This window comes from Stackebrandtia nassauensis DSM 44728 (assembly GCF_000024545.1).
GTDB classification, from domain to species: domain Bacteria; phylum Actinomycetota; class Actinomycetes; order Mycobacteriales; family Micromonosporaceae; genus Stackebrandtia; species Stackebrandtia nassauensis.
In genome coordinates this window covers 2,021,983-2,048,923 of the sequence record NC_013947.1, presented here as the reverse complement: position 1 = coordinate 2,048,923, position 26,941 = coordinate 2,021,983, and the positions used below count along the sequence as shown (strand labels likewise).

General features: G+C 67.7%; 21 protein-coding genes and 2 pseudogenes. 10 read left to right on the top strand and 13 right to left on the bottom strand.

Annotated elements, in window-relative coordinates; translation table 11 throughout:
* Positions 1–144 precede the first annotated feature (144 nt).
* From SNAS_RS09515 to SNAS_RS09495, 5 genes and pseudogenes are all read right to left on the bottom strand, one after another.
* Positions 145–5,019, bottom strand: a complete 4,875-nt coding sequence (locus SNAS_RS09515) for an NAD-glutamate dehydrogenase (RefSeq protein ID WP_083787066.1) — start codon at positions 5,017–5,019, stop codon at positions 145–147.
* Between the two features lie 324 nt (positions 5,020–5,343).
* Positions 5,344–6,237: pseudogene (locus SNAS_RS09510) on the bottom strand (arginase family protein); the annotation flags it as partial.
* Between the two features lie 24 nt (positions 6,238–6,261).
* Positions 6,262–7,161, bottom strand: a complete 900-nt coding sequence (locus tag SNAS_RS09505) for a tetratricopeptide repeat protein (protein ID WP_013017192.1) — start codon at positions 7,159–7,161, stop codon at positions 6,262–6,264.
* Positions 7,162–7,239: 78 nt separating this feature from the next.
* The gene (locus SNAS_RS09500; protein WP_013017191.1) at positions 7,240–7,791 is read right to left on the bottom strand and encodes a snapalysin family zinc-dependent metalloprotease; all 552 of its coding nucleotides are present in this window, start codon (positions 7,789–7,791) and stop codon (positions 7,240–7,242) included.
* Positions 7,792–8,040: 249 nt separating this feature from the next.
* A complete protein-coding gene (locus tag SNAS_RS09495) occupies positions 8,041–9,318 on the bottom strand; it encodes an RNA-guided endonuclease InsQ/TnpB family protein (protein ID WP_013017190.1) in 1,278 nt (425 codons plus the stop codon).
* Positions 9,319–9,486: 168 nt separating this feature from the next.
* Here SNAS_RS09495 and SNAS_RS09490 point away from each other — a divergent pair, with 168 nt between their 5' ends.
* Together SNAS_RS09490 and mctP are read left to right on the top strand one after the other, a co-directional pair.
* A complete protein-coding gene (locus tag SNAS_RS09490; protein WP_013017189.1) occupies positions 9,487–9,714 on the top strand; it encodes a DUF3311 domain-containing protein in 228 nt (75 codons plus the stop codon).
* Entirely contained in the window at positions 9,711–11,351 is a 1,641-nt protein-coding gene (gene mctP / locus SNAS_RS09485) for a monocarboxylate uptake permease MctP (RefSeq protein WP_013017188.1), read from the top strand. The genes SNAS_RS09490 and mctP overlap by 4 nt, the downstream gene beginning before the upstream one ends.
* A 107-nt stretch (positions 11,352–11,458) precedes the next feature.
* Here mctP and SNAS_RS32600 read toward each other — a convergent pair whose 3' ends face one another.
* The 5 genes from SNAS_RS32600 to SNAS_RS09460 form a co-directional block, all read right to left on the bottom strand.
* On the bottom strand, positions 11,459–12,451 hold the full coding sequence (locus SNAS_RS32600) for a hypothetical protein (protein WP_013017187.1): 993 nt from the start codon (positions 12,449–12,451) through the stop codon (positions 11,459–11,461).
* Positions 12,452–12,587: 136 nt separating this feature from the next.
* A complete protein-coding gene (gene glpK, locus SNAS_RS09475; protein WP_013017186.1) occupies positions 12,588–14,081 on the bottom strand; it encodes a glycerol kinase GlpK in 1,494 nt (497 codons plus the stop codon).
* An 87-nt stretch (positions 14,082–14,168) separates the two neighbouring features.
* Entirely contained in the window at positions 14,169–14,936 is a 768-nt protein-coding gene (locus SNAS_RS09470; protein ID WP_013017185.1) for an MIP/aquaporin family protein, read from the bottom strand.
* Between the two features lie 291 nt (positions 14,937–15,227).
* Positions 15,228–15,728, bottom strand: a complete 501-nt coding sequence (locus tag SNAS_RS09465) for a DUF3830 family protein (protein ID WP_013017184.1) — start codon at positions 15,726–15,728, stop codon at positions 15,228–15,230.
* A gap of 12 nt (positions 15,729–15,740) precedes the next feature.
* Complete coding sequence (locus tag SNAS_RS09460) at positions 15,741–16,994, bottom strand: aspartate aminotransferase family protein (protein WP_013017183.1); 1,254 nt, start codon at positions 16,992–16,994, stop codon at positions 15,741–15,743.
* Positions 16,995–17,138: 144 nt separating this feature from the next.
* Here SNAS_RS09460 and SNAS_RS09455 point away from each other — a divergent pair, with 144 nt between their 5' ends.
* The gene (locus SNAS_RS09455) at positions 17,139–18,596 is read left to right on the top strand and encodes an NAD-dependent succinate-semialdehyde dehydrogenase (protein ID WP_013017182.1); all 1,458 of its coding nucleotides are present in this window, start codon (positions 17,139–17,141) and stop codon (positions 18,594–18,596) included.
* A complete protein-coding gene (locus tag SNAS_RS09450) occupies positions 18,593–19,651 on the top strand; it encodes a tartrate dehydrogenase (RefSeq protein ID WP_013017181.1) in 1,059 nt (352 codons plus the stop codon). Before SNAS_RS09455 ends, SNAS_RS09450 begins: the two co-directional genes overlap by 4 nt.
* Positions 19,652–19,672: 21 nt before the next feature.
* On the opposite strand, the gene SNAS_RS09445 is transcribed toward SNAS_RS09450, so the two are convergent.
* The 3 genes from SNAS_RS09445 to SNAS_RS09435 are packed head-to-tail and all read right to left on the bottom strand — an operon-like array spanning position 19,673 to position 21,882.
* Positions 19,673–20,344 (bottom strand): GntR family transcriptional regulator, encoded by a 672-nt coding sequence (locus tag SNAS_RS09445; protein WP_013017180.1) that lies wholly within the window; start codon positions 20,342–20,344, stop codon positions 19,673–19,675.
* 2 nt (positions 20,345–20,346) lie between these two features.
* Positions 20,347–21,090, bottom strand: a complete 744-nt coding sequence (locus tag SNAS_RS09440; RefSeq protein WP_013017179.1) for a maleate cis-trans isomerase family protein — start codon at positions 21,088–21,090, stop codon at positions 20,347–20,349.
* 42 nt (positions 21,091–21,132) lie between these two features.
* Complete coding sequence (locus tag SNAS_RS09435) at positions 21,133–21,882, bottom strand: maleate cis-trans isomerase family protein (RefSeq protein WP_013017178.1); 750 nt, start codon at positions 21,880–21,882, stop codon at positions 21,133–21,135.
* Positions 21,883–21,973: 91 nt separating this feature from the next.
* On the opposite strand from SNAS_RS09435, the gene SNAS_RS09430 reads away from it, so the two are divergent.
* The 6 genes and pseudogenes from SNAS_RS09430 to SNAS_RS09410 all read left to right on the top strand — a co-directional run bounded on the left by SNAS_RS09430 (position 21,974) and on the right by SNAS_RS09410 (position 26,925).
* Positions 21,974–22,954, top strand: coding sequence for a D-2-hydroxyacid dehydrogenase (locus SNAS_RS09430; protein WP_013017177.1), 981 nt, complete (start codon positions 21,974–21,976; stop codon positions 22,952–22,954).
* 8 nt (positions 22,955–22,962) lie between these two features.
* Positions 22,963–24,378: an amidase gene (locus tag SNAS_RS09425; RefSeq protein ID WP_013017176.1), complete on the top strand. Its 1,416-nt coding sequence runs from the start codon at positions 22,963–22,965 to the stop codon at positions 24,376–24,378.
* A gap of 66 nt (positions 24,379–24,444) precedes the next feature.
* A complete protein-coding gene (locus tag SNAS_RS09420; protein ID WP_013017175.1) occupies positions 24,445–25,518 on the top strand; it encodes an NAD(P)-binding domain-containing protein in 1,074 nt (357 codons plus the stop codon).
* A gap of 81 nt (positions 25,519–25,599) precedes the next feature.
* A pseudogene (locus SNAS_RS37550) lies at positions 25,600–25,860 on the top strand (Prokaryotic metallothionein); the annotation flags it as partial.
* Between the two features lie 18 nt (positions 25,861–25,878).
* Positions 25,879–26,232: a DUF1801 domain-containing protein gene (locus SNAS_RS37545; RefSeq protein ID WP_425281040.1), complete on the top strand. Its 354-nt coding sequence runs from the start codon at positions 25,879–25,881 to the stop codon at positions 26,230–26,232.
* A 36-nt stretch (positions 26,233–26,268) separates the two neighbouring features.
* A complete protein-coding gene (locus SNAS_RS09410; RefSeq protein ID WP_013017173.1) occupies positions 26,269–26,925 on the top strand; it encodes a VOC family protein in 657 nt (218 codons plus the stop codon).
* The last annotated feature ends 16 nt before the right edge of the window (positions 26,926–26,941 follow it).

The following is a 26,941-nucleotide window of genomic DNA, read 5'->3' as shown; positions in this document are numbered from 1 at the left end:
GTTGGAAATCAGTGGCCGCCGGAGAATGTCCGAAATCGCCATTCGGCGGATTCGAACATTGACTCCTTAAGGCCACCAATGATTCCTATCACTCACCCGCCCCCCGGGAAAGCCCGAGTTTCGAAATATATACCTCTATTATGGTCACTGTTTGCGAGTGCTCGACGACTGAGCGAGTGTCCGCACCTGTCGCAACAGGACGGACAGTGCGGCGAGATCTGCGCCTTCGGTGACGAATTCGTCCCGCGCGTCGGTGACCCGCTCCACTGTGGCACTGTTGTCGGTCTGCCACTGCTCCACCCGTTCGGCCGACCCCAGGTCCTCCGAAGTGGTGGACAGGGCCTGCCGGGTCAGGTCGGCCATGGCCGCGTACAGGTCGTAGCGCAACGCGGTGCGCGCCAGGGTCTGCGACCGGTTGCCGCGCGGCAGCTCCGAGATCCGGGTGAGGATGTCGTCGACGCCGAACCTCGCGGTGAGCGTGAAGTACGCCTCGGCGACCGAGTCCACATCGGCCTCGACCGAGTCGGCGACCTCCACGACGTCCACCAGCCCGAAGCCGTACATCAGGCCCACGACCCGGTCGGCCAGGTCCTGCGGCACGCCCTTGGACACCAGCTTGGCGGTGTAGGCGCGCATGCCCTCCCGCTCGGTGCCGCGCAGCAGCTCACCGATGCGCGGCAACAGCCGCGAGACACCCGGCCTCATCCGCGCGGTCTCGCCCGACACGTCCAGCGGCACCGCCCGGTTCTGCACCAGCCAGCGCGCGCCCCGGTCCAGCAGCCGACGGATCACCAGCATCGCGGCGGTCTGCGCCTCGGCGGGCACCTTGTTGTCCAGCGCCTCGATGTCGGCCCAGATGTCCTTGAGCCCGAAGACATCCCGGACGATCACGTAGGCGCGCAGCACGTCGGCGACGTGGGCGCTGGTCTCCTCGGCGACCCGGAACACGAACGAGGTGCCGCCCCGGTTGACGGCCTCGTTGATGAGCACCGTCGTGACGATCTCGCGCCGCAGCGGGTGCTCGGGCATGAGCCGCTCGAAGCGTTCCCGCAGCGGTTTCGGGAAGTAGTCGATGAGGACCGGCCGGGTCCACTCCTCGTCGGGCAGGTCGGAGGCGATGATCTCGTCCGAGAAGCCCAGCTTCACATAGGACAGCAGCACCGCCAGTTCCGGCTCGGTGAGGCCCTCACCGGCGGACACGCGGGCGGCGATCTCCTTGTCGTTGGGCAGCGCCTCCAGTTTGCGGTCCAGGCCGGCGGTCTTGGACAGGTGCTTCATCAACCGGATGTGGACGCTCAGCAGCTTGCCCGCCTGCGCGTCGGCACTGGCCAGGGCCGCGTTCTGCGCGTAGTTGTCGGCCAGCGCCAGCTGCGCGACCTCGTCGGTCATGTCCATCAGCAGCTGGTCGCGGTCGGCACCGGGCAGCTGACCGGCGTTGATGGCCCGCGACAGCAGCACCTTGATGTTGACCTCGTGGTCGGAGGTGTCGACACCGGCGGAGTTGTCGATGAAGTCGGTCGACAGCCGGACGCCGTTCTTGGCGGCCTCGATGCGGCCGCGCTGGGTCAGGCCCAGGTTGCCGCCCTCGCCCACGACGGTGCAGCGCAGTTCGGCGCCGTCGACGCGCAGCGCGTCGTTGCCCTTGTCGCCCACCTCGGCGTGGGTCTCGGTGGCGGCCTTGACATAGGTGCCGATGCCGCCGTTCCACAGCAGGTCGACCTTGGCCCGAAGGATCGCCTTGATCAGTTCGCTGGGCGCCAGCTCCGTGACCGTGTCGTCCAGGTCGAGCAGGGTGCGCACCTGCGGGGTCAGCGGGATCGACTTGGCCGAGCGCGACCACACGCCGCCGCCCTCACTGATGATCGACTTGTCGAAGTCGTCCCAGGTGGACCGGGGCAGCTTGAACAGCCGTTCCCGCTCGGCGTACGCCGGGGCGGTGTCCGGGTCGGGGTCGATGAAGATGTGCATGTGGTTGAACGCGGCCACCAGCCGGGTGTGCTTGGAGCACAGCAGGCCGTTGCCGAACACGTCGCCGCCCATGTCGCCGATGCCGACGCAGGTGTGGTCGGTGGTCTGGGTGTCGACGCCGATGGTGCGGAAATGGCGTTTGACGGACTCCCAGGCGCCGCGGGCGGTGATGCCCATCTTCTTGTGGTCGTAACCGGCCGAACCGCCCGAGGCGAAGGCGTCGCCCAGCCAGAAGCCGTAGCGGGCGGCGATCTCGTTGGCGATGTCGGAGAAGGTCGCGGTTCCCTTGTCGGCGGCCACCACCAGGTAGGTGTCGTCGCCGTCGCGGCGCACCACGTCCGGCGGCGGCACGACCTTGCCGGAGGTGTTGTCGATGTTGTCGGTGACGTCCAAGAGCGCCGAGATGAACGCCTTGTAGCAGGTGACGCCCTCGGTCTGGAGCGCCTCGCGTTCGGCGGGCGGGTGCTTCAGGACGAAACCGCCCTTGGAGCCGACCGGCACGATGACGGCGTTCTTGACCATCTGCGCCTTGACCAGACCCAGGATCTCGGTGCGGAAGTCCTCGCGCCGGTCCGACCAGCGCAGACCGCCGCGGGCCACCTTGCCGTAACGCAGGTGGACGCCCTCGAAGCGGGGCGAGTACACGAAGATCTCGAAGCGGGGACGGGGCGCCGGGAGGTCGGGGATCGCCTGCGGGTCCAGTTTGAACGCCACGTACGGCTTGGGTCGGCCGGAGGAGCCCTTCTGGTAGTACGAGGTGCGCAGGGTCGCCTGGATCAGCGCCAGGTAGGAGCGCAGGATCCGGTCGGCGCCGAGGCTGGGAACGTCCTCCAGCGCGGTGAGGAACTCGCCGGTCAGTTTCTCGGCGGCCTCGTCGCGGCCCTGGGTGGTCAGTTGCAGGCTCGGGTCGAAGTAGGTCTCGAACAGCGACACCAGCATCGTCGACAGCTTCGGGTTGGCGGCCAGCGTCGCGGCCATGAACCCGGCGGTGTAGACGGTCCCGGCCTGACGCAGGTACTTGGCGTAGGCGCGCAGGATCACCACCTGCCGCCAGGTCATCCCGGCGCGCAGCACCAGCTCGTTGAAGCCGTCGGTCTCGGCCTCGTCGCGCCACGACGCGGAGAAGGCGTTCTCGACGATGGCGCGCACCTGCGGCACCTGCACCGGCAGGTCGTCGGGCATCACCAGACCGAAGTCGTGCAGGAAGATCGTGCCGTCCTCGCGGGCGATCTCATAGGGACGCTCGTCGCTGACCTGGACGCCCAGCGAATGCAGCACCGGCAGTACCGCCGACAGCATCATCGGCTCGCCGAAGCGGAACACCTTGAACCGCACGTCGGTGTCGGACTTGCGGCGCCGGTACAGGTGCAGCGCCAGTTCGCCGGGCTCGTCGACGAGCTCGAACTTGGCGATGTCCTTGGCGGCCTCCTTGGGCGAGTGGCTGTCCTTGTAGGTGTTGGTGAACGCGTCGACGTACCGCGAGTACACCTCTTTGGACTGTTCGTCGCCCAGCTGCCGGTCCAGCAGCATCGAGAAGTCGGCGTCCCAGGAGCGGGTGGCCTCGACCAGTTCCTCCTGGATCGCGGCCTCGTCGATGTCGCCGGGCTGGTTGGCCGGGTCGACGCGCACCGTCATGTGGATGCGGGCCAGCACCGACTCCGACACATGGGTGGAGAAGTCGATGCCGACACCGTTGAGCCGCTTCATCAGGATCTTCTGGATCTTGTGGCGGTTGTCGGTGTTGAACCGGTCGCGCGGCAGGTAGATCAGGCAGGAGAAGAACCGGCCGTAGGTGTCGCGGCGGGCGAAGAACCGCAGCCGCCGCCGTCCGGCCAGCCGCAGCACGTCGGTGACGGTGCGGTACAGGTCGTCGGTGCGGATCTGGAACAGCTCGTCGCGGGGGTAGGTCTCCAGGATGGCCATCAGGTCCTTGCCGGAGTGGCTGTTGGCCGCCAGGCCGCTGCGCTCCATGACCTCGGCCGCCTTGCGGCTGACCAGCGGCAGGTCCTTGACCGACGACAGGTACGCCGTCGAGGTGAACAGGCCCAGGAACCGGCGTTCGCCGACGACGTTGCCCTCGTCGTCGAAGATCTTGAACCCGATGTAGTCCATATAGGAGTTGCGGTGGACGGTGGACCTGGAGTTGGTCTTGGTGACGATGAGCAGCCGCTTCTCCATGACCCGCTCATAGGCCTCGGGAGTCATGCTGCTCAACAGTTTCGGAGCCGTCTGGTCGGCGCGCAACAGACCCAGTCCGGTGCCCGGCGCCGCCGCCAGCGCCTGCCCCTCGGGGGTGTCGGCGAGCCGGTACTCGCGGTAACCGAGGAAGGTGAAGTTGTTGTCCGCCAGCCACCGCAGCAGCCCCACGGCGTCGTTGAGGTCCCGCTCGGGAACCGGGAGCCGGTGCCCCTCGGCGTCGATCTCCTCGGCGAGAGCGAACGCCGCGTCGCGCATCTTCGGCCAGTCCTCGACGCACTCGCGCACGTCGGTGAGCACCTTGAGGATGGCGTTGTGCACCTCTTCGGCGGCCTGGGAGTCGCGCAGCCGGTCCACCTCGAAGTGCATCCAGCTTTCCCGGACGATGTCGTCCTCACCCTTGGCGCACGGGGCCTTACTCAGCGCGCCCATCACCTCGCGCCGGGCGAACACCAGCGGGTGCACCACCACGTGGATGTCGAGGTCCCGGCGGGTCAACGCGGCGGTGATCGAGTCGACCAGGAACGGCATGTCGTCGGTGACGATGTCGATCTCGGTGTGGCACACCGCGATGGGACCCTCGCCGTTCTCCTCCGGCATCGGCGGCGTCGTGACCGACAGCTTCACCTCACCGGGCAGCCGCTGCCAGGCCAGCTCCCGATGCGCCACAGTGGTCTCGTACAGGTCGGTCGCCGTACGCCCCGCCAGATCCTCGTCGGGGACGAACCGCCAGTACATGGCGATCAGCTCGGCCAGATCGGCGTCGTTCCCCGCCAACGTCACCGCTTCGGTGATCAGTGTGTCCCGATTGGGCAGTTCCTCGTCGATGTTCCGGTCATCGTCGTCCGCGGCCATTGCCAACACCGTTTGCCAGCTCCCAGGTTCGTTTCGCGCCCACGCCGATGTGGGCGTCGCACTGAGCACGAGCCTACGTCCGCCTCGCACGATGTCTAAGGCGGATCCCTCCTTGCGGAGGGTGGCTCAACCCATACGGATGACACCCACTCCGCCCGGTGGAACGGACATTCCCGACGCTTTCGCGAGCCGATTCATCCGTCCGATCCACCGCACTGTCCGAAACCGGACACCAGTCCTGATAACGCTTGCTGCATTGCGCCCCGGATCGCGCACAACCCCGCAATCACACGCAACCGCGCGCACGGCGGTCCACTAACTGGTAAGGCCCCGAACCAACGTGTCGACGATCGCCGCCGCGTACTCCCCGTCGGGATCGTAGTCGGGATCGAACACCGTCAACTCCATCCCCAGGCACTCCTCATAGGACGTGAACACCTCGATGAGCTGCTGCAACTCCCCATGCGCGATACCCCCCGAATCCGGACTGTCGACGGCGGGCATCACCGAGGAATCCAGGATGTCGACGTCCACGTGCAGCCAGAACCCACCCACATCCCCCAACCGATCGATCGCCCACTCGGCACTGCGAATCGCCCCGGCACTGCGCAACTGCGGCACCGTCCGATGCGCGATACCGGTGGCGGTCAACTCCATCCGATGCGCGTCCCCGTCCCGAATCCCCAACACCGCCGTACTCGCGGGCGGAAAATACGGCCGCAACCCATCGATATCGGTCAAATCCGGCTGCCCCCGCCCGGTCACCAACGCCAAATCCTCCCCCGCCGCGGCCCCCACATAAGGAGCGTTCCCCGGATGCCGGAAATCCGAGTGCCCGTCCATGAAAACCAACCCGCACTTGCCACCCCGGGCCTTGGCCCGACGCCGCATCGCCACCCCCGCCCCCAACAGAATCGAGCAGTCCCCACCCAACACCAACGGAAACTCCCCCTCATCGAGAATCCCGTCGATCCGATCGGCCAACTTCCGCGAGTACTCCGCGATCTCGACAGCCTGCGAAACCCCGTCCCCCGGCTGCCAATCCCCCGTGTCGAACCGGGGCGCGGTCAGACAACCGGCATCCCGAGCCCCCAACCGCGCGACCAACCCCTGGTCGCGCAGCGCGCCGGGGGCCTTGGCGCAGCCGGGAACCGTGGTGGGGGTGGGTGGACGCAACCCCAGGTTCGAGGGCGCGTCCAGCACGGCGAGACGTCTCACTCCTAAGAGGTAACCACAACCTAGCTAGAAAAGCACAGCGGCCAACTTTCGGCGGGCTTGAGCCACAACGGGATCCTCGGGGCCGGCGATGGTGAACAGGTCGAGGAGGTGTTTGCGGACGGTGTCGCGGTCCTCGCCGTTCAGGCGGGCGATCAGGTCGATGAGCTGGCGGTAGGCGTTCTCGGCCTGGCCGTTGATGACCTGGATGTCGGACGCCAGGAGGGCCTGCGGGATGTCGGTCGGGTTGGTGACCGCGGCTTCCTGGGCAGCGGGACCGGCGGCTTCGACACGGCGGAGGAGGCGGACCTGGGCCAGGCCGGACTCGGCGGCGGCGTCGCCCGGGTGGAGGTCGAGGTAGGAGGTGAAGGCGTTCTCGGCGCCGGTGAGGTCACCCGCGTCGAGGGCGGATTCGGCGGCGACCAGTTGCGGGTCGGCCGGGACCTCGGGGGCTTCGCCGCCGGTGGCCTCTATGAGCCGTCCGATCCACTGGCGCAGCGTGGTCTCGGGTTGCACGCCCTGGAAGCCGTCGACGGGGCGGCCCTGCCACATGGCGATGACCATGGGGATCGACTGCACCTGGAAGGCGGCCTGCAGCTGGGGGTTGGCGTCCACGTCGATCTTGGCCAGGGTCCAGGCGCCGCCGCTCTCGACGGCCAGCTTCTCCAGGACCGGGGAGAGTTGTTTACAGGGCTGGCACCAGTCGGCCCAGAAGTCGATGACGACCGGGACGCTCAGCGAACGCTCCAGCACCTCGGCCTGGAAGGTCGCCTCGGTGACGTCGATGACGGCCGCTCCGTTGGCGGCCGCCGGGGCTTCGCCGTCGGTGGGGCGCGGCGGGGCGGGCCGGGGGGCCGCGAGCGAGGACAGGTCGACGGCTCCGGCGAGCAGGCGTTGCGGTGCTTGGCTGGGTTCCGGCGTGTTCATGGGGACAAGTTTTGCATCACGATCACGCGAATGTGGGTGGGGGCCGCGCGGGCCCCCACCCGGGGATTCTCGGCGGCCTCAGCTCAGTGAGGGGTCGTAGACACCGGGATCGATGTCCGCGCCGCCCGACTTGCCGCCGCCGTAGGCGGAGTTGACGCGGTCGGCCTCGCCCGCACTGGGGTTCGGGTTGGTGCACGAGGTTCCGGCGCTGCCGCCCGACATCAGGATCGAGCAGTCGCCGTTGTAGTTGTCGGGCAGCGTGTGGCCGTGCCCGATCTCGTGCGAGACGATGCGCAGCGGGTTGTGGCCCGCGGCGACGTCCTGGCTGTCGATGTAGATGGACGCGCAGCCCAGGCCGCACGGGTAGGCGCGGGAGCCGCCGCCGGTGGTGGCCTCGATGGTGATGGTGGCGTTGCCGCCCTCGACCATGTTGAGGTTGGGCACCGCGTCGTTCCAGATCTGGGCCGCCTGGGCGGCTTCGGACTGGTAACCGCTGGCGCTGTAGTAGACGGTGGTGGCGCGGGTCTGTTCGTCCGCCTGTGCCGAGTCGGCGGCGAGCAGTCCGCCGGTGGTCGCCAGGGCGACCGCTGACGCACCGATGAGCATGGTTCTGATTCGGGTCTTGTTCACACCGGACTCCTGTTGGTTTTCGGCGTCTGTCGTGGCCCGGGCGGCCACGAATCCCGGGCATACCCGGGATTCCCTGAGGCTATCGATATATTCAGATATACAGCAATGTTTAAATCACCCATGACGTGATCAGGTATTTCGCTGTTTCCCAAACACGGAATACCGGGCAATCCCCCGGCCCCCACTGTTCCACATCCCGAACTTCGTTCCTCCACTTTGCGACAATGCGTGTTGACGTCCTCCCAGCCGTCATAAGCCAGGTTCCTTCCGCGTGTCTGGCGCTGGGCTTTCAGCCTTTGCGCGGTCAACGCCTCGGCGGGTTCCTGTTTCAACACGCGGTGCCGGTACTGGGACCGGTCTTACCTGCGCTCCACGGGCGTTTAGCCTCTCCGAGCGCCCCTCGGCGAGAACGCGCCGTCCTTCGGCGCGAATGTTGTGTTCGGCGTTGGCGTCCCTGTCATGTACGGCTCCACAACCGCACACCCATGTGCGCGCCTTCAATCCGGCCAGTCCTTTCGGCCCCTCCACAGTCCCGCACGCCGAACACAACTGCGTCGAGGGAAACCACCGGCCCACTTTTGCGAAGCCCCGCCCAAACCGCGCACACTTCGCCTCCAGTGTTCGCGTGAACGCTCCCAACGCCTGGTCGCCGACGGACTTGCCGCGCCGCCCCCGCCTGACGGCCATCCCCTTCACGTACAAGTCCTCCACATAGACCGCTTGGTTTTCACGAACGATGCGGGTGGTTTCCTGTTCGATGAAATCGCGTCGCCTGTTAGCGACGCGGGCATGCGCCTTCGCGAGCTTCACGCGAGTTTTTCGCCTGTTCGCGGAGCCGTTCCTCTTCCTGGCCAGTTCGCGTTGTGCCTTGCGGATCCTTCTTTCGGCTTGGCGCAGAAACCTCGGCGAAGCGATCACCCGACCACGCAGCACCGCGAAACTCGACAACCCTAGGTCGATGCCAGTGTCCTGATCCTCAGACAACACGGGCAAAGGCTGAGCAGCAACCTCGATCACGAACGACGCGAAATACCTCCCGGCTGCCGTCTTGATCACGGTCACACTCGACGGGACGGCCGGAAGCTCGCGAGACCACCTCACCTTCAAGTCGCCGACCTTGGCCACATACAACCTGCGTTTCTGCGTGAGGCTGAACGCATTGCGGTTTACCCGGATTGACTGCCGCGACGCACGCTTCTTGAACCTAGGCGGCCCCGCCTTGGGCCCCTTGCGTTTCCCAGACACAGACTCAAAGAAATTCTTGTACGCCGTATCAAGGTCACGCAACGACTGTTGCAGCACCACCGCGCTGACCTCCGACAGAAACGCCCGCTGCGGCGTCTTCTTCGCGACCGTGGTGACCCGCTTGGCCACATCACCAGGCGAGATGGCCACGCCATCCTGATATGCCCGTTTCCGCAATGCCAGCGCATCGTTCCACACCAGACGAGCGCACCCGAACGCCTTGGCCAGTGCCATACGCTGACCAGGCGACGGGTACACACGGTATTGGTAACGAAGCTGCACACCTCGAACCTACATACCGGGTATGACATCTTTCGTGACTACCGGCCAGGCGGGAATTTCCCTGCGCTGAGCCCTCCCCGTCTCGACGGGTGAGGCAAATCCCGCAAAAACTGGTAACGTCCCCGGCCATAAGTGACGTGCCCCACGTAACACATATGGAGTCCTCAGGTGTCTACTAGTCCCGAACGGACGCGTAAGTCCGACCTCAGCCCCTGGAACTGGCTGCTGCTGTTGCCCATAGCGGTTCCGCTGATGCCGTTCCTGTTCAACTTCGACGAGCCCCGGCTGCTCGGATTCCCGGCCTTCTACTGGATCCAGCTGGCGTTCATCATCCTCGGCGTGACCACCACGACCTTCGTCTACCGCATCACCAAGGCGAAGGGTGATGACAAATGAACCTCGAATGGACCGAACTGATCATCTTCACCATCCTGTTCGCCGGGGTCTCGGCGATGGGATTCGTCGCCGCCCGGTGGCGGCGGCCCACCACCATGGAGCACCTCAACGAATGGGGGCTGGGCGGACGCAACTTCGGCACCTGGATCAGCTGGTTCCTCATCGGTGGTGACCTCTACACCGCCTATACGTTCGTGGCGGTACCGGCGCTGGTGTTCGGCGCGGGCGCGGCCGGGTTCTTCGCGTTGCCCTACACCGTGATCGCCTACCCGATCGTGTTCATGTTCCTCATCAAACTGTGGTCGGTGTCCAAAGAGCACGGTTTCGTCACCCCCGCCGACTTCGTGCGGGCCCGGTTCGGGTCGCCGTTGCTGGCGCTGCTCGTCGCGATCACCGGTCTGGTGGCCACGATGCCCTACATCGCGCTGCAGCTGGTGGGCATCGAGGCGGTGCTCAAGTCGATGGGCCTGACCGGCAGTGGACTGGCCGGGCACCTACCGATCGTCATCGCCTTCGCGATCCTGGCCGCCTACACCTACCAGTCCGGCCTGCGGGCTCCCGCGCTGATCGCGTTCGTCAAGGACATCCTCATCTACGTCGTCATCCTGGTGGCCGTCATCTACATCCCGACGCAGCTGGGTGGCTGGGACGCGATCTTCGACAAGGCCGACACCGCCTTCACCGAGAGCGGTAAGGGTGGGCTGCTGCTCAACGAGAACAACCAGTTGCAGTACATCTCGCTGGCACTGGGTTCGGCGCTGGCGCTGTTCCTGTACCCGCACTCGGTGACCGGGGTGCTGTCCAGCCGCAGCCGCAACACCATCAAGCGCAACATGTCCGCGCTGCCCGCGTACTCGTTCCTGCTGGGCCTGATCGCGCTGCTGGGTTTCATGGCGCTGGCGGCCGGGACCAAACCGCTGCTGTTGCCCAACGGGAATCCTGACACCAGCACCATCGTCCCGGAGTTGTTCAACGACCAGTTCTCGGACTGGTTCACCGGGGTCGCGTTCGCGGCGGTGGGTATCGGCGCGCTGGTTCCGGCGGCGATCATGTCGATCGCGGCGGCGAACCTGTTCACCCGCAACATCTACCGCGAGTACATCCGCAAGGACGCCACTCCGGCGCAGGAGACCAAGGTGTCCAAACTGGTCTCCCTTGTGGTCAAGGTGGGCGCGGTGGTGTGCATCATCGTGCTGCCGCTCCAGTTCGCCATCGATCTGCAGCTCATCGGTGGGGTCATCATCCTGCAGACGCTGCCGAGCCTGGCGCTGGGCGTGTTCACCCGTTGGTTCCACAAGGGTGCGCTCATCGGGGGCTGGTTCGCGGGTATGGGTGGCGGCATGCTGATGCTGTACTTCTGCCCGTCGGCCGACGGCAAGCGGCCGCACTTCGGCGGCAGTGCCTTCCCGTTGGAGAAGCTCGGCTTCGACACCAAGATCACCGTCTACGCGGGACTGTTGGCCATCGCGCTCAACCTGCTGGTGGTCGTGTTGCTGACGCCGATCCTGAAGGCGATGAAGGTGGCCGACGGCAAGGACGGCACCAAGCCGCTGGACTACTACGTGGACGAGGGCGACGAGGAGAAGCCCCCGCCCGGTGACGAGAAGCCTGAGGCCGCCGCGATTCCGACGGCCTGACCTCCCCCTTTGCCGGGACGCTGGTGCCCGCTCGCGGATTCGCGGGCGGGCACCAGCGTTGTCGTCCGGGGTCTAGTCGGCGGTGGCCGTGGGCTCGGGGACCGGTTTCAGGGCGGTCCCGGGGCCGTCATCGCCTTGCGGTCGTAGGACACCAGGCCCCAGCCCAAAAACAGGCCAGCGGCCACGGCGGGCAGGGTCATCACCGTGTCCCAGTCGGCGGCGTTGACGGCGGGGTTCCCGGCCAGCGCGGTGAACACCGAGGCGACTCCCGTCGCGACCATGACGATCATTGCCACGACGCTGACCAGCACGGCAAGGGCGCCCAGGCAGACCGCTATGACCAGTCGCGGCGCCAGCTGCCAGCGCCCGGCGGTGGCCAGCAGTGCCATCGCGCCCGCCGCCGTGCCGAGCAAGGCCAGTGTGGAGAACAGCGCCGTGGCGGCTGGTGGGTCACCGAGGCGGCCGATCACGGTCAGGCCCACGATCGCCAGCGCCGCCAGACCCGCGAGCCCCCATTCGTAACGGCCCCAACGATTCGCGGCCGAGTGGGCGGCGCCGACCCCGATGGCGGTCAACAGGGCGACGAGTACCAGCGCGGAGGCGGCCAGGTACCACTCCCGGTCGGTGGGTGACTCCAGTGCCGACGCGAATCCGGCGGCGACCGCGGCCACCATGGCAGCCATCATGGACACTCGCGGGCTGGGCCGGTTCGGCTGGAACTTGGCCCGGATCCACGCTCCGGGTACCAGGATGACGACGAGGTAGGCGCCCCACCTGATGCTGCTGGACTCGACGAAGTCGAAGTTCCGCGTCATGAAGTCGTCGTCGAAGCGGTCCAGCAGGATGTCGACGGCGATGCCGACCACCAGGGCTCCCGCGGCCATGGCGGACAACCGTTTGTCGCCCCGGAAGCTCCACACGAAGGCCAGCACGATCACCAGCAGCGCCAGCCAGCGGACGTCGCGCAGCCAGTAGGTGTTGTTCTCGGCGGTTTGGAGGGGTTCGATCATCGGCTGGATGACGGTGATGCCGAGGGCCCACCAGATCGCGGCGGCCATGGCGCAGACGAGTCCGGCCCAGAAGCGGATTCGGGGAATCATGATCGAAGCGTAAAGGGCTTACCGGGTAGGTGCCAGTGCCGTGATCCCGAGTGGCACGGAGCTGGGACACGGCACCGGCCCCCGCGGTTCGTCCATATGGATCGGACGGTTCGCGGGGGCCGGTGGGAAGCGGTGGCTAGTCCTGGTCGACCCAGCCCAGCGTGCGCTGGACGGCCTTGTTCCAGCCCGCGTACTCACGGTCGCGCAGCTCGGAGTCCATGTCCGGGGTCCACTCGGCGTCCTTCTGCCAGTTGGCCCGCAGGGACGGGATGTCCGACCAGTAGCCGGTGGCCAGGCCGGCCGCGTAGGCGGCGCCCAGGCAGGTGGTCTCGGCGACCACCGGACGCACCACCGGCACGTTGAGCACGTCGGACAGGTGCTGCATGAGCATGTTGTTGGCGGTCATGCCGCCGTCGACCTTCAGTTCGGTCAGCGGGACGCCGGAGTCGGAGTCCATCGCGTCGACGACCTCGCGGGTCTGCCACGAGGTGGCCTCCAGCGTGGCGCGGGCGATGTGTCCCTTGTTGATGTACCGGGTCAGACCGGCGATCACGCCGCGGGCGTCGCTGCGCCAGTGCGGGGCGAACAGGCCGGAGAACGCCGGGACGACGTAGCAGCCGCCGTTGTCGTCGACGGTGTTGGCCAGGTCCTCGACCTCCGGGGCGGCCTTGATGAGGCCCAGGTTGTCGCGCAGCCACTGCACCAGCGAACCGGTGACGGCGATGGAGCCCTCCAGCGCGTAGGCGGCGGGCTGGTCACCGATCTTGTAGCCGACGGTGGTCAGCAGGCCCTTCTTGGACACCACCGGCTCGGTGCCGGTGTTGAGCAGCAGGAAGGTGCCGGTGCCGTAGGTGGACTTGGCCTCGCCGACGTTGAAGCAGGTCTGTCCGAACAGGGCCGCCTGCTGGTCGCCCAGCGCCGAGGCGACCGGTACGCCCTCCAGGTAGCCGACGGCGTTGCCATAGACCTCGGCGGAGGAGCGGATCTCGGGCAGCATCGCGGCCGGGATCTTCATGGCGTCCAGGATGGACTCGTCCCAGGCGAGGGTGCGCAGGTTCATCAGCATGGTGCGGCTGGCGTTGGTGACGTCGATGACGTGGGTGCCACCGGTGAGGTTCCAGATCACCCAGCTGTCCATGGTTCCGAACAGGACCTCGCCGCGCTCGGCGCGTTCGCGCAGTCCCTCGACGTTGTCGAGCAGCCAGCGGATCTTGGGTCCGGCGAAGTAGGTGGCCAGCGGCAGACCGACCTTCTCGCGGAACCGTTCCTGGCCGACGTTGGAGCCCAGCTCCTGGCACAGTTTGTCGGTGCGGGTGTCCTGCCACACGATGGCGTTGTGGACCGGCTCGCCGGTCTCCTTGTCCCACACCAGGGTGGTCTCACGCTGGTTGGTGATGCCGATGGCCTTGATCTGGTCCTTGGAGAGGTTGCCCTTCTCGATGGCGCCCTTGACGACCTCCTGGACGTTGGTCCAGATCTCGGCGGCGTCGTGCTCCACCCATCCCGGCTTGGGGAAGATCTGCTCGTGTTCCTTCTGGTCCATGGACACAATGGATCCAGAGTGGTCGAAGACGATACAGCGACTTGACGTGGTTCCCTGGTCGATCGCGGCGATGTATTGCTCTGTCATGTTGAATCTCCAGCTTTCTTCAACGAATGCGGTGTCAGTGTGGCGCATTGGCGCCGCCGGTGGGGTGGACGGCGCCAATGCGGACGGTTACGGAGTGAATTCCTTGAGGTTGCCCAGCAGCGTCCACAGCCCGGTGGCGAGCAGACCGCCGACGATCGGGGCGGCCACCGGCACCCAGGCGTACGACCACTCCGAACTTCCCTTGCCCGCGATGGGCAGGATCTGGTGGGCGATACGGGGGCCGAGGTCGCGGGCGGGGTTGATGGCGTAGCCGGTGGGGCCGCCCAGGGACATGCCGATGACGACCACCAGCAGACCGACCAGCAGCGGCGCGAAGCCGGTGCCGAAGGCGGTCTGGAGGTCGACGTTGCTTCCCAGCGCCTTGCCGTTGGCGCCGATGGCCAGGATGCCGAAGACCAGCATGAAGGTGCCGATGACCTCGGTGACGGAGTTCCAGACCTTGCTGGGGATGGCTGGTGAGGTGCTGTGCGCGGCGAGCTTCGCGCCCGCGTCGTCGGTGGCGCCCCAGTGCTTGTAGTAGGCCAGGAACACCAGGGTCTGGCCGATGATCGCGCCGATCATCTGCGCGGCGATGTAGCCGGGCACCAGTTCCCATCCGAACTTCGCGTCGCCACCGGCCGCCATGGCGATCGTGACCGCGGGGTTGAGGTGCGCGCCGCTGATGCGGCCCACGGCGTAGACCGCCATGGCGACCGCCAGACCCCAGGCGAAGGTGATGACGACCCAGCCGGCGTCCTTGGCCTTGGACTTGGTGAGCACGACCCCAGCCACGACCCCGTTCCCCAGCAGGATCAGGATCATGGTGCCGATGACCTCGGCAATATAGTCGGACATTTCCGCCTACTTTCCACATTGAAATTTGGGCAGTTTTGGCCACCACTCACCAGTGGACTTGTAGGCACGACCATACTGCTGAGGGGTGGTATTCGGTCACGAATGTTTAACGAAGTGCACGAATTTGAGGATCGTAGTCCCCGTCACACGCCACCGTCAACCCACGTTGAAGCCGCGTTATAGATACTCCATATTGGGCCGAACAATACCCGGAACGGCCCGACGACACTCGCGAATGGACGGCGAGCCGTCCGCCCCCGGGTGGGAGACGGACGGCTCGCGTCGCTTCGGTCACTCCGATCGGGAGAAGGACAGCGTCTCGCCCTCGACGCCCCGCAGCCACAGATCCTGGGCGGCGGCGGCCATCTCCGGCAGGCCCTCCACGATGGTGGCGAACACGTTGCCGGGCACCCAGCCCGCGTCGCCGTTGATCAGCAGGTTGTTGCGGCCGTAGAAGATCGCCAGGTCGGTGGCGCCCTGGTCGCTGTGCGCCTCGCTGTCGTCGTCGTAGCCGTAGGCGGGGTTGCCGATCTCCCACGCCTCGAAGCCGAAGTAGCACACGTCGCCGGGGATCGGGGTCACCGTCGGGTTCTCCCGGCCCGGCTTGGGCTCGGCGAACGGCGGCACCAGCGTGTAGACCTCGTTGCGGGCGTACTTGGCGTGGTACGCCGAGCCGCTCTGCGGCAACGCGTTCCACACCGCCTTGCAGGTGCGGGGCGCCTCGGCGTCCAGCAGTACGGCCCGGCAGGAGACACCCCGCTTGTCCAGGCTGATGGTGATGTAACGAGCCATGGTGGAGCCTTCCTATTTGGCGACGTCGGCGACGACGTCGGCCCAGATGCCCAGCGCCTCGTCGATCTGTTCGGAGTTGACGACCAGCGCCGGGATCATACGCACGACGTTCATGTGGGCGCCGCAGGTGAGCATCAGCAGGCCGCGCGCGGCGGCCTCCTTCTGCGCGGCCTGGGCGGTGGCGGTGTCCGGCTTGCCGTCGGGGGTGGTGAACTCCGAGCCGACCAGCAGGCCCAGCCCGCGCACGTCGCCGATGGCCGGGGTCTTGTCGCCGATCTGGCGGGCGCCCTCCAGCAGCTGGAGCCCGCGGGCGGCGGCGTTGTCGACCAGACCCTCCTCCTGGATGACCTCCAAAGTGGCCAGGGCGGCGGCGCAGGCCACCGCGTTGCCGCCGTAGGTGCCGCCCTGCGAACCCGGCCACGCCTTGGACATGAGTTCCTTGGACGCGGCGATGCCCGAGATCGGGAAGCCGGAGGCCAGGCCCTTGGCGATCAGGACGATGTCGGGGCGGACGTCGAAGTGGTCGTGGCCCCAGAACTTGCCGGTGCGGCCGAAGCCGGTCTGGATCTCGTCGATCACCAGCAGGATGCCGTGCTCGTCGGCGCGTTCGCGCAGGCCCTGCAGGAACGCGGTGTTGGCCGGGACGTAGCCGCCCTCGCCCAGCACCGGCTCGATGAAGAACGCGGCGGTCTCGTTGGGCGCGCTGAGCGTGGCGAACAGGTAGTCCAGTTCCCGCAGCGCGAACTCGGTGGCGGTGCGCTCGTCCCAGCCGTAGCGGTAGGCGTTGGGGAACGGCGCGACGTGCACGCCCGACATCAGCGGCGAGAAGCCCGCGCTGAACCGGGTGCCCGAGGTGGTCATGGTCGAGGCCGCGACGGTGCGGCCGTGGAAGCCGCCATGGAAGACCACGACGTTGGGCCTGCCGGTGGCCTGGCGGCTCAGTCGCAGCGCGGCCTCGACGGCCTCGCTGCCGGAGTTGGAGTAGAACAGCGAGTCGAGTCCGGGCGGGAGCACCTCGCCCAGACGCCTGGTCAGTTCGAGCATCGGCTGGTGCATGACCGTGGTGTACTGGCCGTGGATCAGCTTGCCGACCTGTTCCTGCGCCGCCTGCACTACCTTGGGGTGGCAGTGGCCGGTGCTGGTCACACCGATCCCCGCGGTGAAGTCCAGGTAGCGGCGCCCGTCGGAGTCGAAGAGGTACACGCCCTCGCCGTGATCGACGACGACCGGAGTTGCCTGTTTGAGCAGTGGGGAGAGCTGAGCCATGGTGGTGTGCTCCTAACTGATGCCGGGACTTCGTACGAATATGAGCCAGGTAGGCTCGGATTGTAGATTGTTGACAATACTACGCAGCCGGGCCACGAGGCAACCGTGGCACGCTGACCGCAAGCGATCAAGGAGTGAGATCCGATGCCAAGTGAAACCAGCGTCGTCGCGTCCGTCGCCAAGGAGCTGTTCATCGGCGGCAAGTGGACCGGCGCCACCGGCGGCAAGACCTTCGAGGTGCGCGACCCCGCCACCGGCGAGGTGCTGTGTCAGGTCGCCGACGCCTCCCCCGCCGACGGTGTCGCGGCCCTGGACGCGGCGGTCGCCGCCCAGAAGTCCTGGGCGAACCACCCGCCCCGGGAACGCGGCGAGATCCTGCGCCGCGCCTATGAACAGCTGATGGCCCGGGTCGACGAGCTCGCGCTGCTGATGACCCTGGAGATGGGCAAGCCGCTGGCCGAGGCGCGCGGCGAGATCGCCTACGCCGCCGAGTTCTTCCGTTGGTTCGCCGAGGAGGCCGTGCGCATCGACGGCGGCTACGCCACCGCCCCCAACGGCACCGGCCGGTTCCTGGTCGCCAAGCAGCCCGTCGGCCCCGCGCTGCTGATCACCCCGTGGAACTTCCCCATGGCCATGGGCACCCGCAAGATCGGCCCCGCCGTGGCCGCCGGCTGCACCATGGTGATCAAACCCGCCGCGCAGACCCCGCTGTCCATGCTCGCGCTGGCCCAGATCCTCGCCGACGCCGGACTGCCCGAAGGCGTCCTCAACGTGCTCACCACGACCAACTCCGGCGGCGTCATGGAACCGCTGATCCGCGACGGCCGGGCCCGGAAGCTGTCGTTCACCGGCTCCACCGCCGTGGGACGCAAACTGCTGGAACAGTGCGCCGAGAAGGTGGTCAACACCTCGATGGAGCTGGGCGGCAACGCCCCGTTCCTGGTCTTCGAAGACGCCGACCTCGACGCGGCCGTCGACGGCGCGATGCAGGCCAAGATGCGCAACATCGGCGAGGCGTGCACCGCGGCCAACCGGTTCTACGTGCAGCGCGGCGTGGCCGAGGAGTTCGCCCGCCGCATGACCGAACGCATGGCCGCGCAACCGATCGGGCGCGGCACCGAGGACGGCGTCATCGTCGGCCCGCTGATCGACGAGGCGGCCGTGACGAAGGTCAGCGGCCTGGTCGACGACGCCAAGCAGCGCGGCGCCCGGGTGCTGACCGGCGGTTCCGTCGTGGAGGGCCCCGGCAACTTCTACCAGCCGACGGTGCTGGCCGACGTGCCCACCGACGCCCGGATGGCCAACGAGGAGATCTTCGGCCCGGTGGCCCCGATCTCGGTGTTCGACACCGAGGACGAGGCGCTCGAACTCGCCAACGACACCGAGTACGGCCTCGTCAGCTACCTCTACACCAGCGACGTCAAGCGGGCGCTGCGGGTCGCGGAGCGGCTGGAGGCCGGGATGATCGGCCTGAACCAGGGCATCGTGTCCAACCCGGCCGCGCCCTTCGGCGGCGTCAAGCAGTCGGGGCTGGGCCGCGAGGGCGGCACCGTCGGCATCGAGGAGTTCCTGGAGACCAAGTACATCGCGGTAGCCCTGTGAGGACGCACAGGATCGCGAGCATCCCCGGCGACGGGATCGGCGTCGACGTCACCGTCGAGGCCCGCAAGGTACTGGACCGGGCCGGACAGCGGCACGGGTTCACTCTGGAGTGGACCGAGTTCGACTGGAGCTGCGAGCGCTACGCCCGCACCGGCGCGATGATGCCCGAAGACGGCGTCGAGCGGCTGTCGGCCTTCGACGGCATCTTCCTGGGCGCGGTCGGGTTCCCCGGCGTGCCCGACCACGTTTCGCTGTGGGGCCTTCTGATCCCGGTGCGGCGGGCGTTCTCGCAGTACGTGAACCTGCGGCCGGTGCGACTGCTGCCGGGCGTGACCAGCGCGCTGGCCGGCCGCTCCGCCGAGGAGCTGGAGATGGTGATCGTGCGGGAGAACTCCGAGGGCGAGTACTCCACTATCGGCGGTCGCCACAACACCGGCCGTCCCGACGAGTTCGTGTTGCAGGAGTCGGTGTTCACGCGGGTCGGTGTGGAGCGGATCATCCGCTATGCGTTCCAGGTGGCCGGTTCCCGCTCGGGCCGGGTGTGTTCGGCGACGAAGTCGAACGGTCTGGTCCACTCGATGCCCTACTGGGACGAGATCTTCGCCGAGGTCGCCGCCGAGTACCCCGACATCCACAGCGAACAGTGCCATGTGGATGCTCTGGCGGCCCGGATGGTGCAGCAGCCCGACCGCCTCGACGTGGTGGTCGGCTCGAACCTGTTCGGCGACATACTCTCCGACCTGGCCGCCGCGGTGACCGGCGGTCTGGGGATGGCGCCCTCGGGCAACATCAACCCGCCCGGCGAGTATCCGTCCATGTTCGAGGCGGTGCACGGCAGCGCGCCCGACATCGCGGGCAAGGGCATCGCCAATCCGGTGGCCCAGGTGCTGGCCGGGGCGATGATGCTCGAACACCTCGGCGAGCGCGACGCGGCGCGCACGGTGGAGACGGCGGTTTCCGACGTGTTGGCCGAGCGGGCCGTGGTCACCCCCGACCTCGGGGGTTCGGCGACCACGTCCGAACTGGGTTCGGAGATCGCGGCCGCGCTCGGCTGAACGTCCACGTGGAGGGCGTCGTCAGGGGTGCAGGGTGGTACCCGGCGCCAGGCGCTGGACGGCGTCCTCCATGTGGTTCTCCAGCAGTTTCAGCACGGTGGGGGTGTCGCCGCGCCGGATGGCCTTGATGATCTGGTTGTGCTCGTCGACGCGTTCGTCCACGCGCCGGTAGGTGGTCTGCAACAGCGTCAGGCACATCCGGGTCTCGATGAGCAGGGTGCGTGCCATTCGAACCAGCCGTTTGCATCCCGAGGCTCCGATGAGGACCTCGTGGAAGCGCAGGTCCGCGTCGGACAGTGCCGTCGGGTTGTTGTGGTCGGCGGCCATGGCCATGGCCGCGACCGTCTCGTCGAGCAGCGCGGCGGTGGCCTCGCGGTCGCCCGCCATGATCTCGATGACGGCGGCGCGTTCGATCGCCCAGCGCGCGGTGTAGACGTCGCGGACGTCGCCGGGTTCGAGGTCGATGACGAACAGGCCGCGGTGCCGTTCGCTGCGCAACAGGCCCTCGGACACCAAGCGCTGCATCGCCTCGCGCAGTGGTCCGCGCGAGACGTTGAAGCGTCCGGCCAGCTCGGTCTCGCCGAGCTGGGTTCCCGGTGGCATGGAGCCGTCCATGATCGCCTGTCGCAGTCGGCGGGCGATGATGCCCGCCGTCGACTCCCGGTCGATCGGTTCGAGGTCGGCGAAGGTCATGGTCATTCGCCTCCCACCTTGGCTTCGGCGGGCGGGATGCGGAAGAGACTGCCCACAGTCTCCGAGGTCGAGGTGGCGCCGGTAAGCCGAAGGCCTTCCCAGATCGTCACCTGGTTCGCGGTCAGCACAGGCTTTCCGAGGCGATCCTCCAGTGTGTTCACCAGTGCAAGAGTACGCATCGCCGTATCGGGAATCAGCAATGCCTCGGCGTCCGGCTGGTCCTGTGAGCTGATGAGGTCGGCGACGGCTTCGGGGGTCATCCTGCCGACCTCGGCGGCGGTGGCGATGTCATGGTTGGACATCGCCACGACCTCGATTCCGGCGTCGCCCAGGAAGTCGGCGAACATCGTGGCGACGTCCTCGGGATAGCTCGCGGCCACCGCGACCTTGCCCAGTCCCATCGCCCGCGCGGCGTTGGTGAAGGCGAAGGAGGTGCTGGACGCCGGGATGCCGCCCGCCGCCTCCGAGAGCCCGGCGACCTGTTCGCGGGCGCCCTGGGTGCCGTAGACGAAGCTGCCGCTGGTGCACGCCCACACGACGGCGTCGGGTCGGTGCTCGGCCAACAGCCGCGCCCCCTCGGCGAGCCGGTGCGGGGCGCCCAGGTCGAGCAGTTCCGGGATGGCGTGCAGGTCGGTGCCGTAGATGTGCGCGACCGGCAGCCGGACGCCGGAGCCGAGCAGCTTTTCCGCGAGCGGGTAGTCGTCCTCGGCGGCGTGGTCGGGGTAGACGAATCCGATGGTCGTCATAAGATCCTCCAGTTGGATTGTCGACAATCTTACAAGCAGATCTCAGGACACCTCGCGCAGCCAGTCACCAGGGCCGACCTTGGGCAGGTTCATCCGCCGCAGACAGGCCCACATGGTGAGCTGGTTGGCCGTGAGCACCGGTTTGCCGAGCGCGGCCTCGAGAGGTTCTATCAAATCGTAGGTGGGCAGGTTCGTGCAAGAGATGAAGACGGCCTCGGCGTCGGGATGGTTGGCCGCGATGATCCGCTCGGCGATGGTGCGGTAGCTGACCTTCCAGATGCCGCCGCCCAGGCCGAGGTGGTCGCTGGACAGGGTCTCCACGCCCAGTTCGGCCAGGAAGTCGTGCAGCCTGCCGGTCAGGTCGGCGTCGTAGGGGGTCAGCACCGAGATCTTGCGGACGTCGAGCTGGTGCAGCACCTCGGCGAGGGCGCCCGAGGTGGTCACGGCGTCGGGGGCACCGGCGTCGCAGATCGCCTTGCACAGCGAGCGTTCGTAGTCGACGCCGTTGACGAAGCTGCCCGAGGTGCACAGGTACGCCACCACCTCGGGTTCCACGTGCAGCACGTCCCGGGTGGCGGTGGCGATGTGCCGCGAGTCGCTGACCAGCTGGGCCATCTCCATGCTGACCGGGACCGGTTCGTAGGGAGTGCGCGCCAGGTGGAGGGAGACCTCCATGGGCACCCAGCGCCACAGTTCCCGCTCCAGGGCGAGGTCGAAGGGGGCGATGACGCCGATGCCACGCTGGGCCAGCGGGCCTTCTACGTCGAGAAAGTCAAGTGCGCTCAAATCCAAGGCACAGCCTCCGGTGATGTTTAGCGGAAGTGACCTCCGGGGTAGTCCTCGGATTGTTGACAATCATACGACTACCTCCTACTGTGTCAATATGCTCGGCGAGGATTCCCCGGTATTGACAGTGCTACACAGCGTTGACCAGCCTCCCGACCTGGAGAGGATCGAAAAGTACGCGACAATTCGTTACACCGACGAAACAGGTCTGACCCAGGCCCTGCCGGGCGCCGACGCGTTGTTCGTCTATGACTTCCTGTCTACCGCACTTCCCGGCGCGTGGCACGCGGCGGACCGGTTGAGCTGGGTACACATTGCCAGCGCCGGCGTCGATCCGGTGTTGTTTCCCGGCCTGCGGGACAGCGATGTCACGCTGACGAACTCGCGTGGCGTCTTCGACGACGCGATCGCCGAATATGTGCTCGGAGTCATACTCGCCTTCGCCAAGGACTTCGCCCGTTCGCTGCGGTTGCAGGAGGCGGCCCGGTGGCAGCACCGGGAGACCGAGCGCGTCGCGGGTCAGCACGTGATGGTGATGGGCACCGGTCCGATCGGCCGGGCCATCGCCCGGATGTTGCGGGCGGTGGGGATGCGCGTCAGCGGCGTGGGCCGCACCCGGCGCGAGAACGACCCGGACTTCGGCGTCGTGCACCCCTCGACCGAACTGGTCGAGCATCTGCCCGAAGCCGACTACGTGGTGGCGGTGGCGCCGCTGACCGAGCAGACCAAGGGCGCCTTCGACGCGCGTGCCTTCGCCGCGATGAAACCGACCGCCCGGTTCGTCAACGTCGGCCGGGGCGAGCTGGTGATCACGAAGGACCTGATCGCGGCCCTACGCTCGCAACAGATCGCGGGCGCGGCGCTCGACGTCTTCGACGTCGAACCGCTGCCATCGGACAGTCCGCTGTGGATGATGCAGAATGTCCTCGTCTCAGCGCACATGTCGGGCGACGTGATCGGCTGGCGTAACATCCTGGTCGAACGATTCATCGAGAACTTTGAACGATGGCGAACGCGACAGCCGCTACACAACGTCGTGGACAAGCAATTGGGCTACGTTCCGTCCCCAGCGGTCTGAGGAGAGAAATGCCAGCGAACACCAGGACCCTGCTGACGGCGAGCGAACTCGTCGCGGCCTACGCGATGCGGGAGATCTCGCCGGTCGAGGCCACCCAGGCGGCACTGGACGCGATCGAGGAGCGCGACGGCGAGTACAACGCCTACTGTCTGGTCGACCCGGACGCGGCGCTCGCCACCGCCAGGAGCTCGGAGGAGCGCTGGCTGGAGGGCAACCCCATCGGCTGGCTGGACGGCGTACCCGCGTCCATCAAGGACATGTTCCTCAGCGAGGGTTGGCCGACCCTGCGGGGTTCACGCTGCATCGACCGTGACCAGGACTGGAACGTCGACAGCCCGGTGACCGCGCGGCTGCGCGAGCACGGACTGGTGCTGCTGGGCAAGACCACCACGCCGGAGCTGGGCTGGAAGGCCGTCACCGACAGCCCGCTGGAGGGCATCACCCGCAACCCGTGGAACCCCGAGCTCACCGCCGGTGGTTCCAGCGGCGGCAGCGGGGTCGCGGTCGCGGCCGGAATGGGCGAGTTGTCGGTGGGCACCGACGGCGGCGGTTCGGTGCGGATTCCCGCGTCGTTCTGCGGCATCGTCGGATTCAAGCCGACCGGCAGCCAGATTCCGCTGTACCCGGCCAGCCCGTTCGGGCCGCTGGCGCACGCCGGTCCGATGGCCCGCTCGGTCGACGACGTCGCGCTGCTGTTGGACGTGCTCGCGCTTCCCGACTACCGCGACCCGACCTCCCTGTACCCGCCGATGGCCGCCTACCGCGAGGCCGTCCGCCGGGACGTGCGCGGCCTCAACGCCGCGTACTCGCCGAACCTCGGCTACCTGTCGGTGGATCCCGAGGTCGCCCAGATCGTCGCCGCCGCGGTGGCGAAGCTGAACGACGCGGGACTCAACGTCGAGCAGGCCGACCCCGGTTTCGCCGATCCGGTCGAGGCCCACGAGGTCATGTGGGCCGCCGGTGCCGCCAAGTGGCTGGACAGCTTCCCCGAGGGCTCGGCCGACCTCGTCGACCGTGGGCTTCGCAAGCTGTGGGACAAGGGGCTGACGTACTCGGCCAGCGAATACCTCGACGCGCTGGCGGTGCGTTCGGCGATCGGCATCCGCATGGGTGAGTTCCACACCCAGCACGACGTGCTGATCACCCCGACCGTGGCGATCCCGCCGTTCAAGGCGGGTCACGACATCCCGCCGGGCAGCGACCTGTCCAGCTGGCAGCGCTGGGCCGGGTTCAGCTACCCGTTCAACATGACCCAGCAACCGGCGATCAGCGTCCCGGCCGGGTTCACCTCGCAGGGACTGCCCGTCGGGCTGCAGATCGTCGGGCCGCGTCACTCCGACGACCTGGTGCTGGCCGTGGCGAAACTGGCCGAGGAGGTCTGCCCGTGGCCGACCGACAAACCGGCGGCGCCGCAGCGGCACTGACCCCCGGCCGTCGAAGGTCACACCCGTAACAGGAATCGGTCGTTACCGGCGCGGGTTGTGCCGGACATGAATGGCGAAGTCGACATCGCGGTCATCGGGGCCGGACAGGCGGGCCTGTCGAGCGGCTATTTCGCGCGCCGGGCCGGACTGGAACCGGGTTCGGGTTTCGTCGTGTTCGACCACGCCCCCGCTCCCGGCGGGGCCTGGCAGTTCCGGTGGCCGACGCTGACCTTCACCACGGTGCACGGCATCTACCGGCTGCCGGGCATGGAGATGGCGCCGCAGGACGCGAGCGCGCCGGTGGCCCCGGCGGTGTCCGACTACTTCCGCGAGTACGAGAACCGCTTCGACCTGCGGGTGCACCGGCCGGTGGACGTGCACCGGGTGAGCCCGCGCGCCGACGGCAGGCTGGACCTGGCCACCAGCGAGGGCGACTGGATCGCGCGCGGTGTCATCAACGCCACCGGCACCTGGGAGAAGCCGTTCTGGCCCCGGTATCCGGGCGCGGACCTGTTCCGGGGGCGGCAGCTGCACACCGCGGACTACCGAGGGCCGGACGAGTTCGCGGGCAAGCGGGTCGTGATCGTCGGCGGCGGTGCCTCGGCGATCCAGCACCTGCTGGAGATCGCGAGGGTCGCCGACACGACCTGGGTGACCCGACGGGACCCGGAGTTCACCGAACGGCCCTTCGACATCCACTGGGGACGCGAGGTGATCGCCAGGGTCGAGGACCGGGTGCGGCGGGGCCTGCCGCCCGAGAGCGTCGTGAAAGCCACCGGCTACCAGCTGACGCCCGAGATCAAGGCGGCCCGCGAGGCCGGGATCCTCCACCGGCGGCCCATGTTCGAGCGGCTCACCCCCGAGGGCGTGGCCTGGGAGGACGGGTCGACGGTGGCCGCCGACGTCGTCCTGTGGGCCACCGGCTTCCGGGCCGCGCTGGACCACCTGGCGCCGCTGCGGCTGCGCGAGCCCGGCGGCGGCATCAGGATGGAGGGCACCCGCGTGGTCGCCGACCCGCGGATCCACCTGGTCGGCTACGGGCCCTCGGCCAGCACCATCGGCGCCAACCGGGCCGGACGGGCCGCGGTGCGGGAACTGCGCCGCCACCTGGCCGAACGCGAACCCGCGCTGGCGAGTTGACCGCGGCGTTTTGGCGATTTTGCTCCGGGTAAGGAACCCATGTCGCATCATGCGTGAGGGTGCCAATCGAGGAGGAAGATCATGGCCATCTGCGATACCTGCGGCAATGACTACTGGCTGAGCTTCGAGGTCCGGACCATCACCGGCGAGACGCACACCTTCGACTCGTTCGAGTGCGCGATCCACAAGCTGGCGCCGACCTGCGAACACTGTGGCTGCAAGATCGCGGGCCACGGCGTCGAGGCGTCGGGACGGTTCTTCTGCTGCGGACACTGTGCCCGGTCCTCCGACGCCGACACCGGCTCGCAGATCCGCGACGCCGTCGGCACCCGGCCCGGCTTAGCGGATACGGTCGTCGACATGGACGACGACGCCGTCGAACGAGTGCTGGCCGCCAAGCCGGAGATGGCTGATCTGGGGCGGGCCGCCTACGCGCTGCTGCTGGAGCTGTATCCGGACGCCGTCGTGACCGTCGACGGCGGCGACATCGGCTTCGGCAGCACGTCCGGGTACAAGGGACTGATGTTCACGTTGTCGCCGCACCGCGAACACGTGACGATCGGCATCGCCAACGGCGCGGTGCTGCCCGACCCGGACGGACTGTTGCAGGGCAAGGGAAAGCTGCACCGGCACGTGAAGCTGCGGTCGCGGTCCGATCTGGATGATCCCCGGTTGCGGCTGCTGTTGTCGGCCGCGCTGATGGGCCGGGAGTGACACGCGTGTCGGCGCCAGACAGTAGGGTCGGCCGGTATGAGTGAACGACTGCACGGCTGGCAGGTCCAGCCGCAGCTGCCGAACTGGCGGGTGCTGTTCAACCGCGTCTACGCCACCTTCCGCACCGGCGACTTCAACACCGGGGCCCGGTTCGTCGCCGAGATCGCGCTGCTGGCCGACGAAGCCGACCACCATCCGGACGTCCACCTGCGCTATCCGTCGGTGGCCGTGGAGATCTACAGTCACGACATCGGCGGCATGAGTTCGCGCGACGTCAACCTGGCCCGGCAGATCTCCGAGCTCGCCGAGAACCTGGGCATCGCAGTGGACGACGCGGCGCCGCAGCTGACCGAGATCGGCATCGACGCGATGGACATTCCGGCCGTGAAACCGTTCTGGCGTGAGCTCTTGGGCTACGCCGACGACGACGAGGTCGGCCTGGTCGACCCGCGCGGTCTGGGCGCGCCGGTGTGGTTCCAGCAGATGGACGAGCCGCGCCCGCAACGCAACCGGATCCACCTCGACGTGTGGGTGCCGCACGACGCGGCCCAGGCCCGCATCGACGCCGCCGTGGCGGCGGGCGGCCGATTGCTCAGCGACGCCGAGGCTCCGGCGTTTTGGGTGCTGGCCGACCCGGAGGGCAACGAGGCGTGTGTCTGCACCTGGCAGAGCCGCGATCAGGACCCACAGTAGACAGTTCGGCGATCGA

What these genes read in the sequence shown, in the direction of transcription:
- SNAS_RS09515 (WP_083787066.1), bottom strand. Translation starts at nt 5,019, where the DNA reads ATGGCCGCGGACGACGATGACCGGAACATCGACGAGGAACTGCCCAAT.
- SNAS_RS09505 (WP_013017192.1), bottom strand. Translation starts at nt 7,161, where the DNA reads ATGAACACGCCGGAACCCAGCCAAGCACCGCAACGCCTGCTCGCCGGA.
- mctP (WP_013017188.1), top strand. Translation starts at nt 9,711, where the DNA reads ATGAACCTCGAATGGACCGAACTGATCATCTTCACCATCCTGTTCGCC.
- SNAS_RS32600 (WP_013017187.1), bottom strand. Translation starts at nt 12,451, where the DNA reads ATGATTCCCCGAATCCGCTTCTGGGCCGGACTCGTCTGCGCCATGGCC.
- glpK (WP_013017186.1), bottom strand. Translation starts at nt 14,081, where the DNA reads ATGACAGAGCAATACATCGCCGCGATCGACCAGGGAACCACGTCAAGT.
- SNAS_RS09470 (WP_013017185.1), bottom strand. Translation starts at nt 14,936, where the DNA reads ATGTCCGACTATATTGCCGAGGTCATCGGCACCATGATCCTGATCCTG.
- SNAS_RS09465 (WP_013017184.1), bottom strand. Translation starts at nt 15,728, where the DNA reads ATGGCTCGTTACATCACCATCAGCCTGGACAAGCGGGGTGTCTCCTGC.
- SNAS_RS09460 (WP_013017183.1), bottom strand. Translation starts at nt 16,994, where the DNA reads ATGGCTCAGCTCTCCCCACTGCTCAAACAGGCAACTCCGGTCGTCGTC.
- SNAS_RS09455 (WP_013017182.1), top strand. Translation starts at nt 17,139, where the DNA reads ATGCCAAGTGAAACCAGCGTCGTCGCGTCCGTCGCCAAGGAGCTGTTC.
- SNAS_RS09445 (WP_013017180.1), bottom strand. Translation starts at nt 20,344, where the DNA reads ATGACCTTCGCCGACCTCGAACCGATCGACCGGGAGTCGACGGCGGGC.
- SNAS_RS09440 (WP_013017179.1), bottom strand. Translation starts at nt 21,090, where the DNA reads ATGACGACCATCGGATTCGTCTACCCCGACCACGCCGCCGAGGACGAC.
- SNAS_RS09430 (WP_013017177.1), top strand. Translation starts at nt 21,974, where the DNA reads ATGCTCGGCGAGGATTCCCCGGTATTGACAGTGCTACACAGCGTTGAC.
- SNAS_RS09425 (WP_013017176.1), top strand. Translation starts at nt 22,963, where the DNA reads ATGCCAGCGAACACCAGGACCCTGCTGACGGCGAGCGAACTCGTCGCG.
- SNAS_RS09420 (WP_013017175.1), top strand. Translation starts at nt 24,445, where the DNA reads ATGAATGGCGAAGTCGACATCGCGGTCATCGGGGCCGGACAGGCGGGC.
- SNAS_RS37545 (WP_425281040.1), top strand. Translation starts at nt 25,879, where the DNA reads ATGGACGACGACGCCGTCGAACGAGTGCTGGCCGCCAAGCCGGAGATG.
- SNAS_RS09410 (WP_013017173.1), top strand. Translation starts at nt 26,269, where the DNA reads ATGAGTGAACGACTGCACGGCTGGCAGGTCCAGCCGCAGCTGCCGAAC.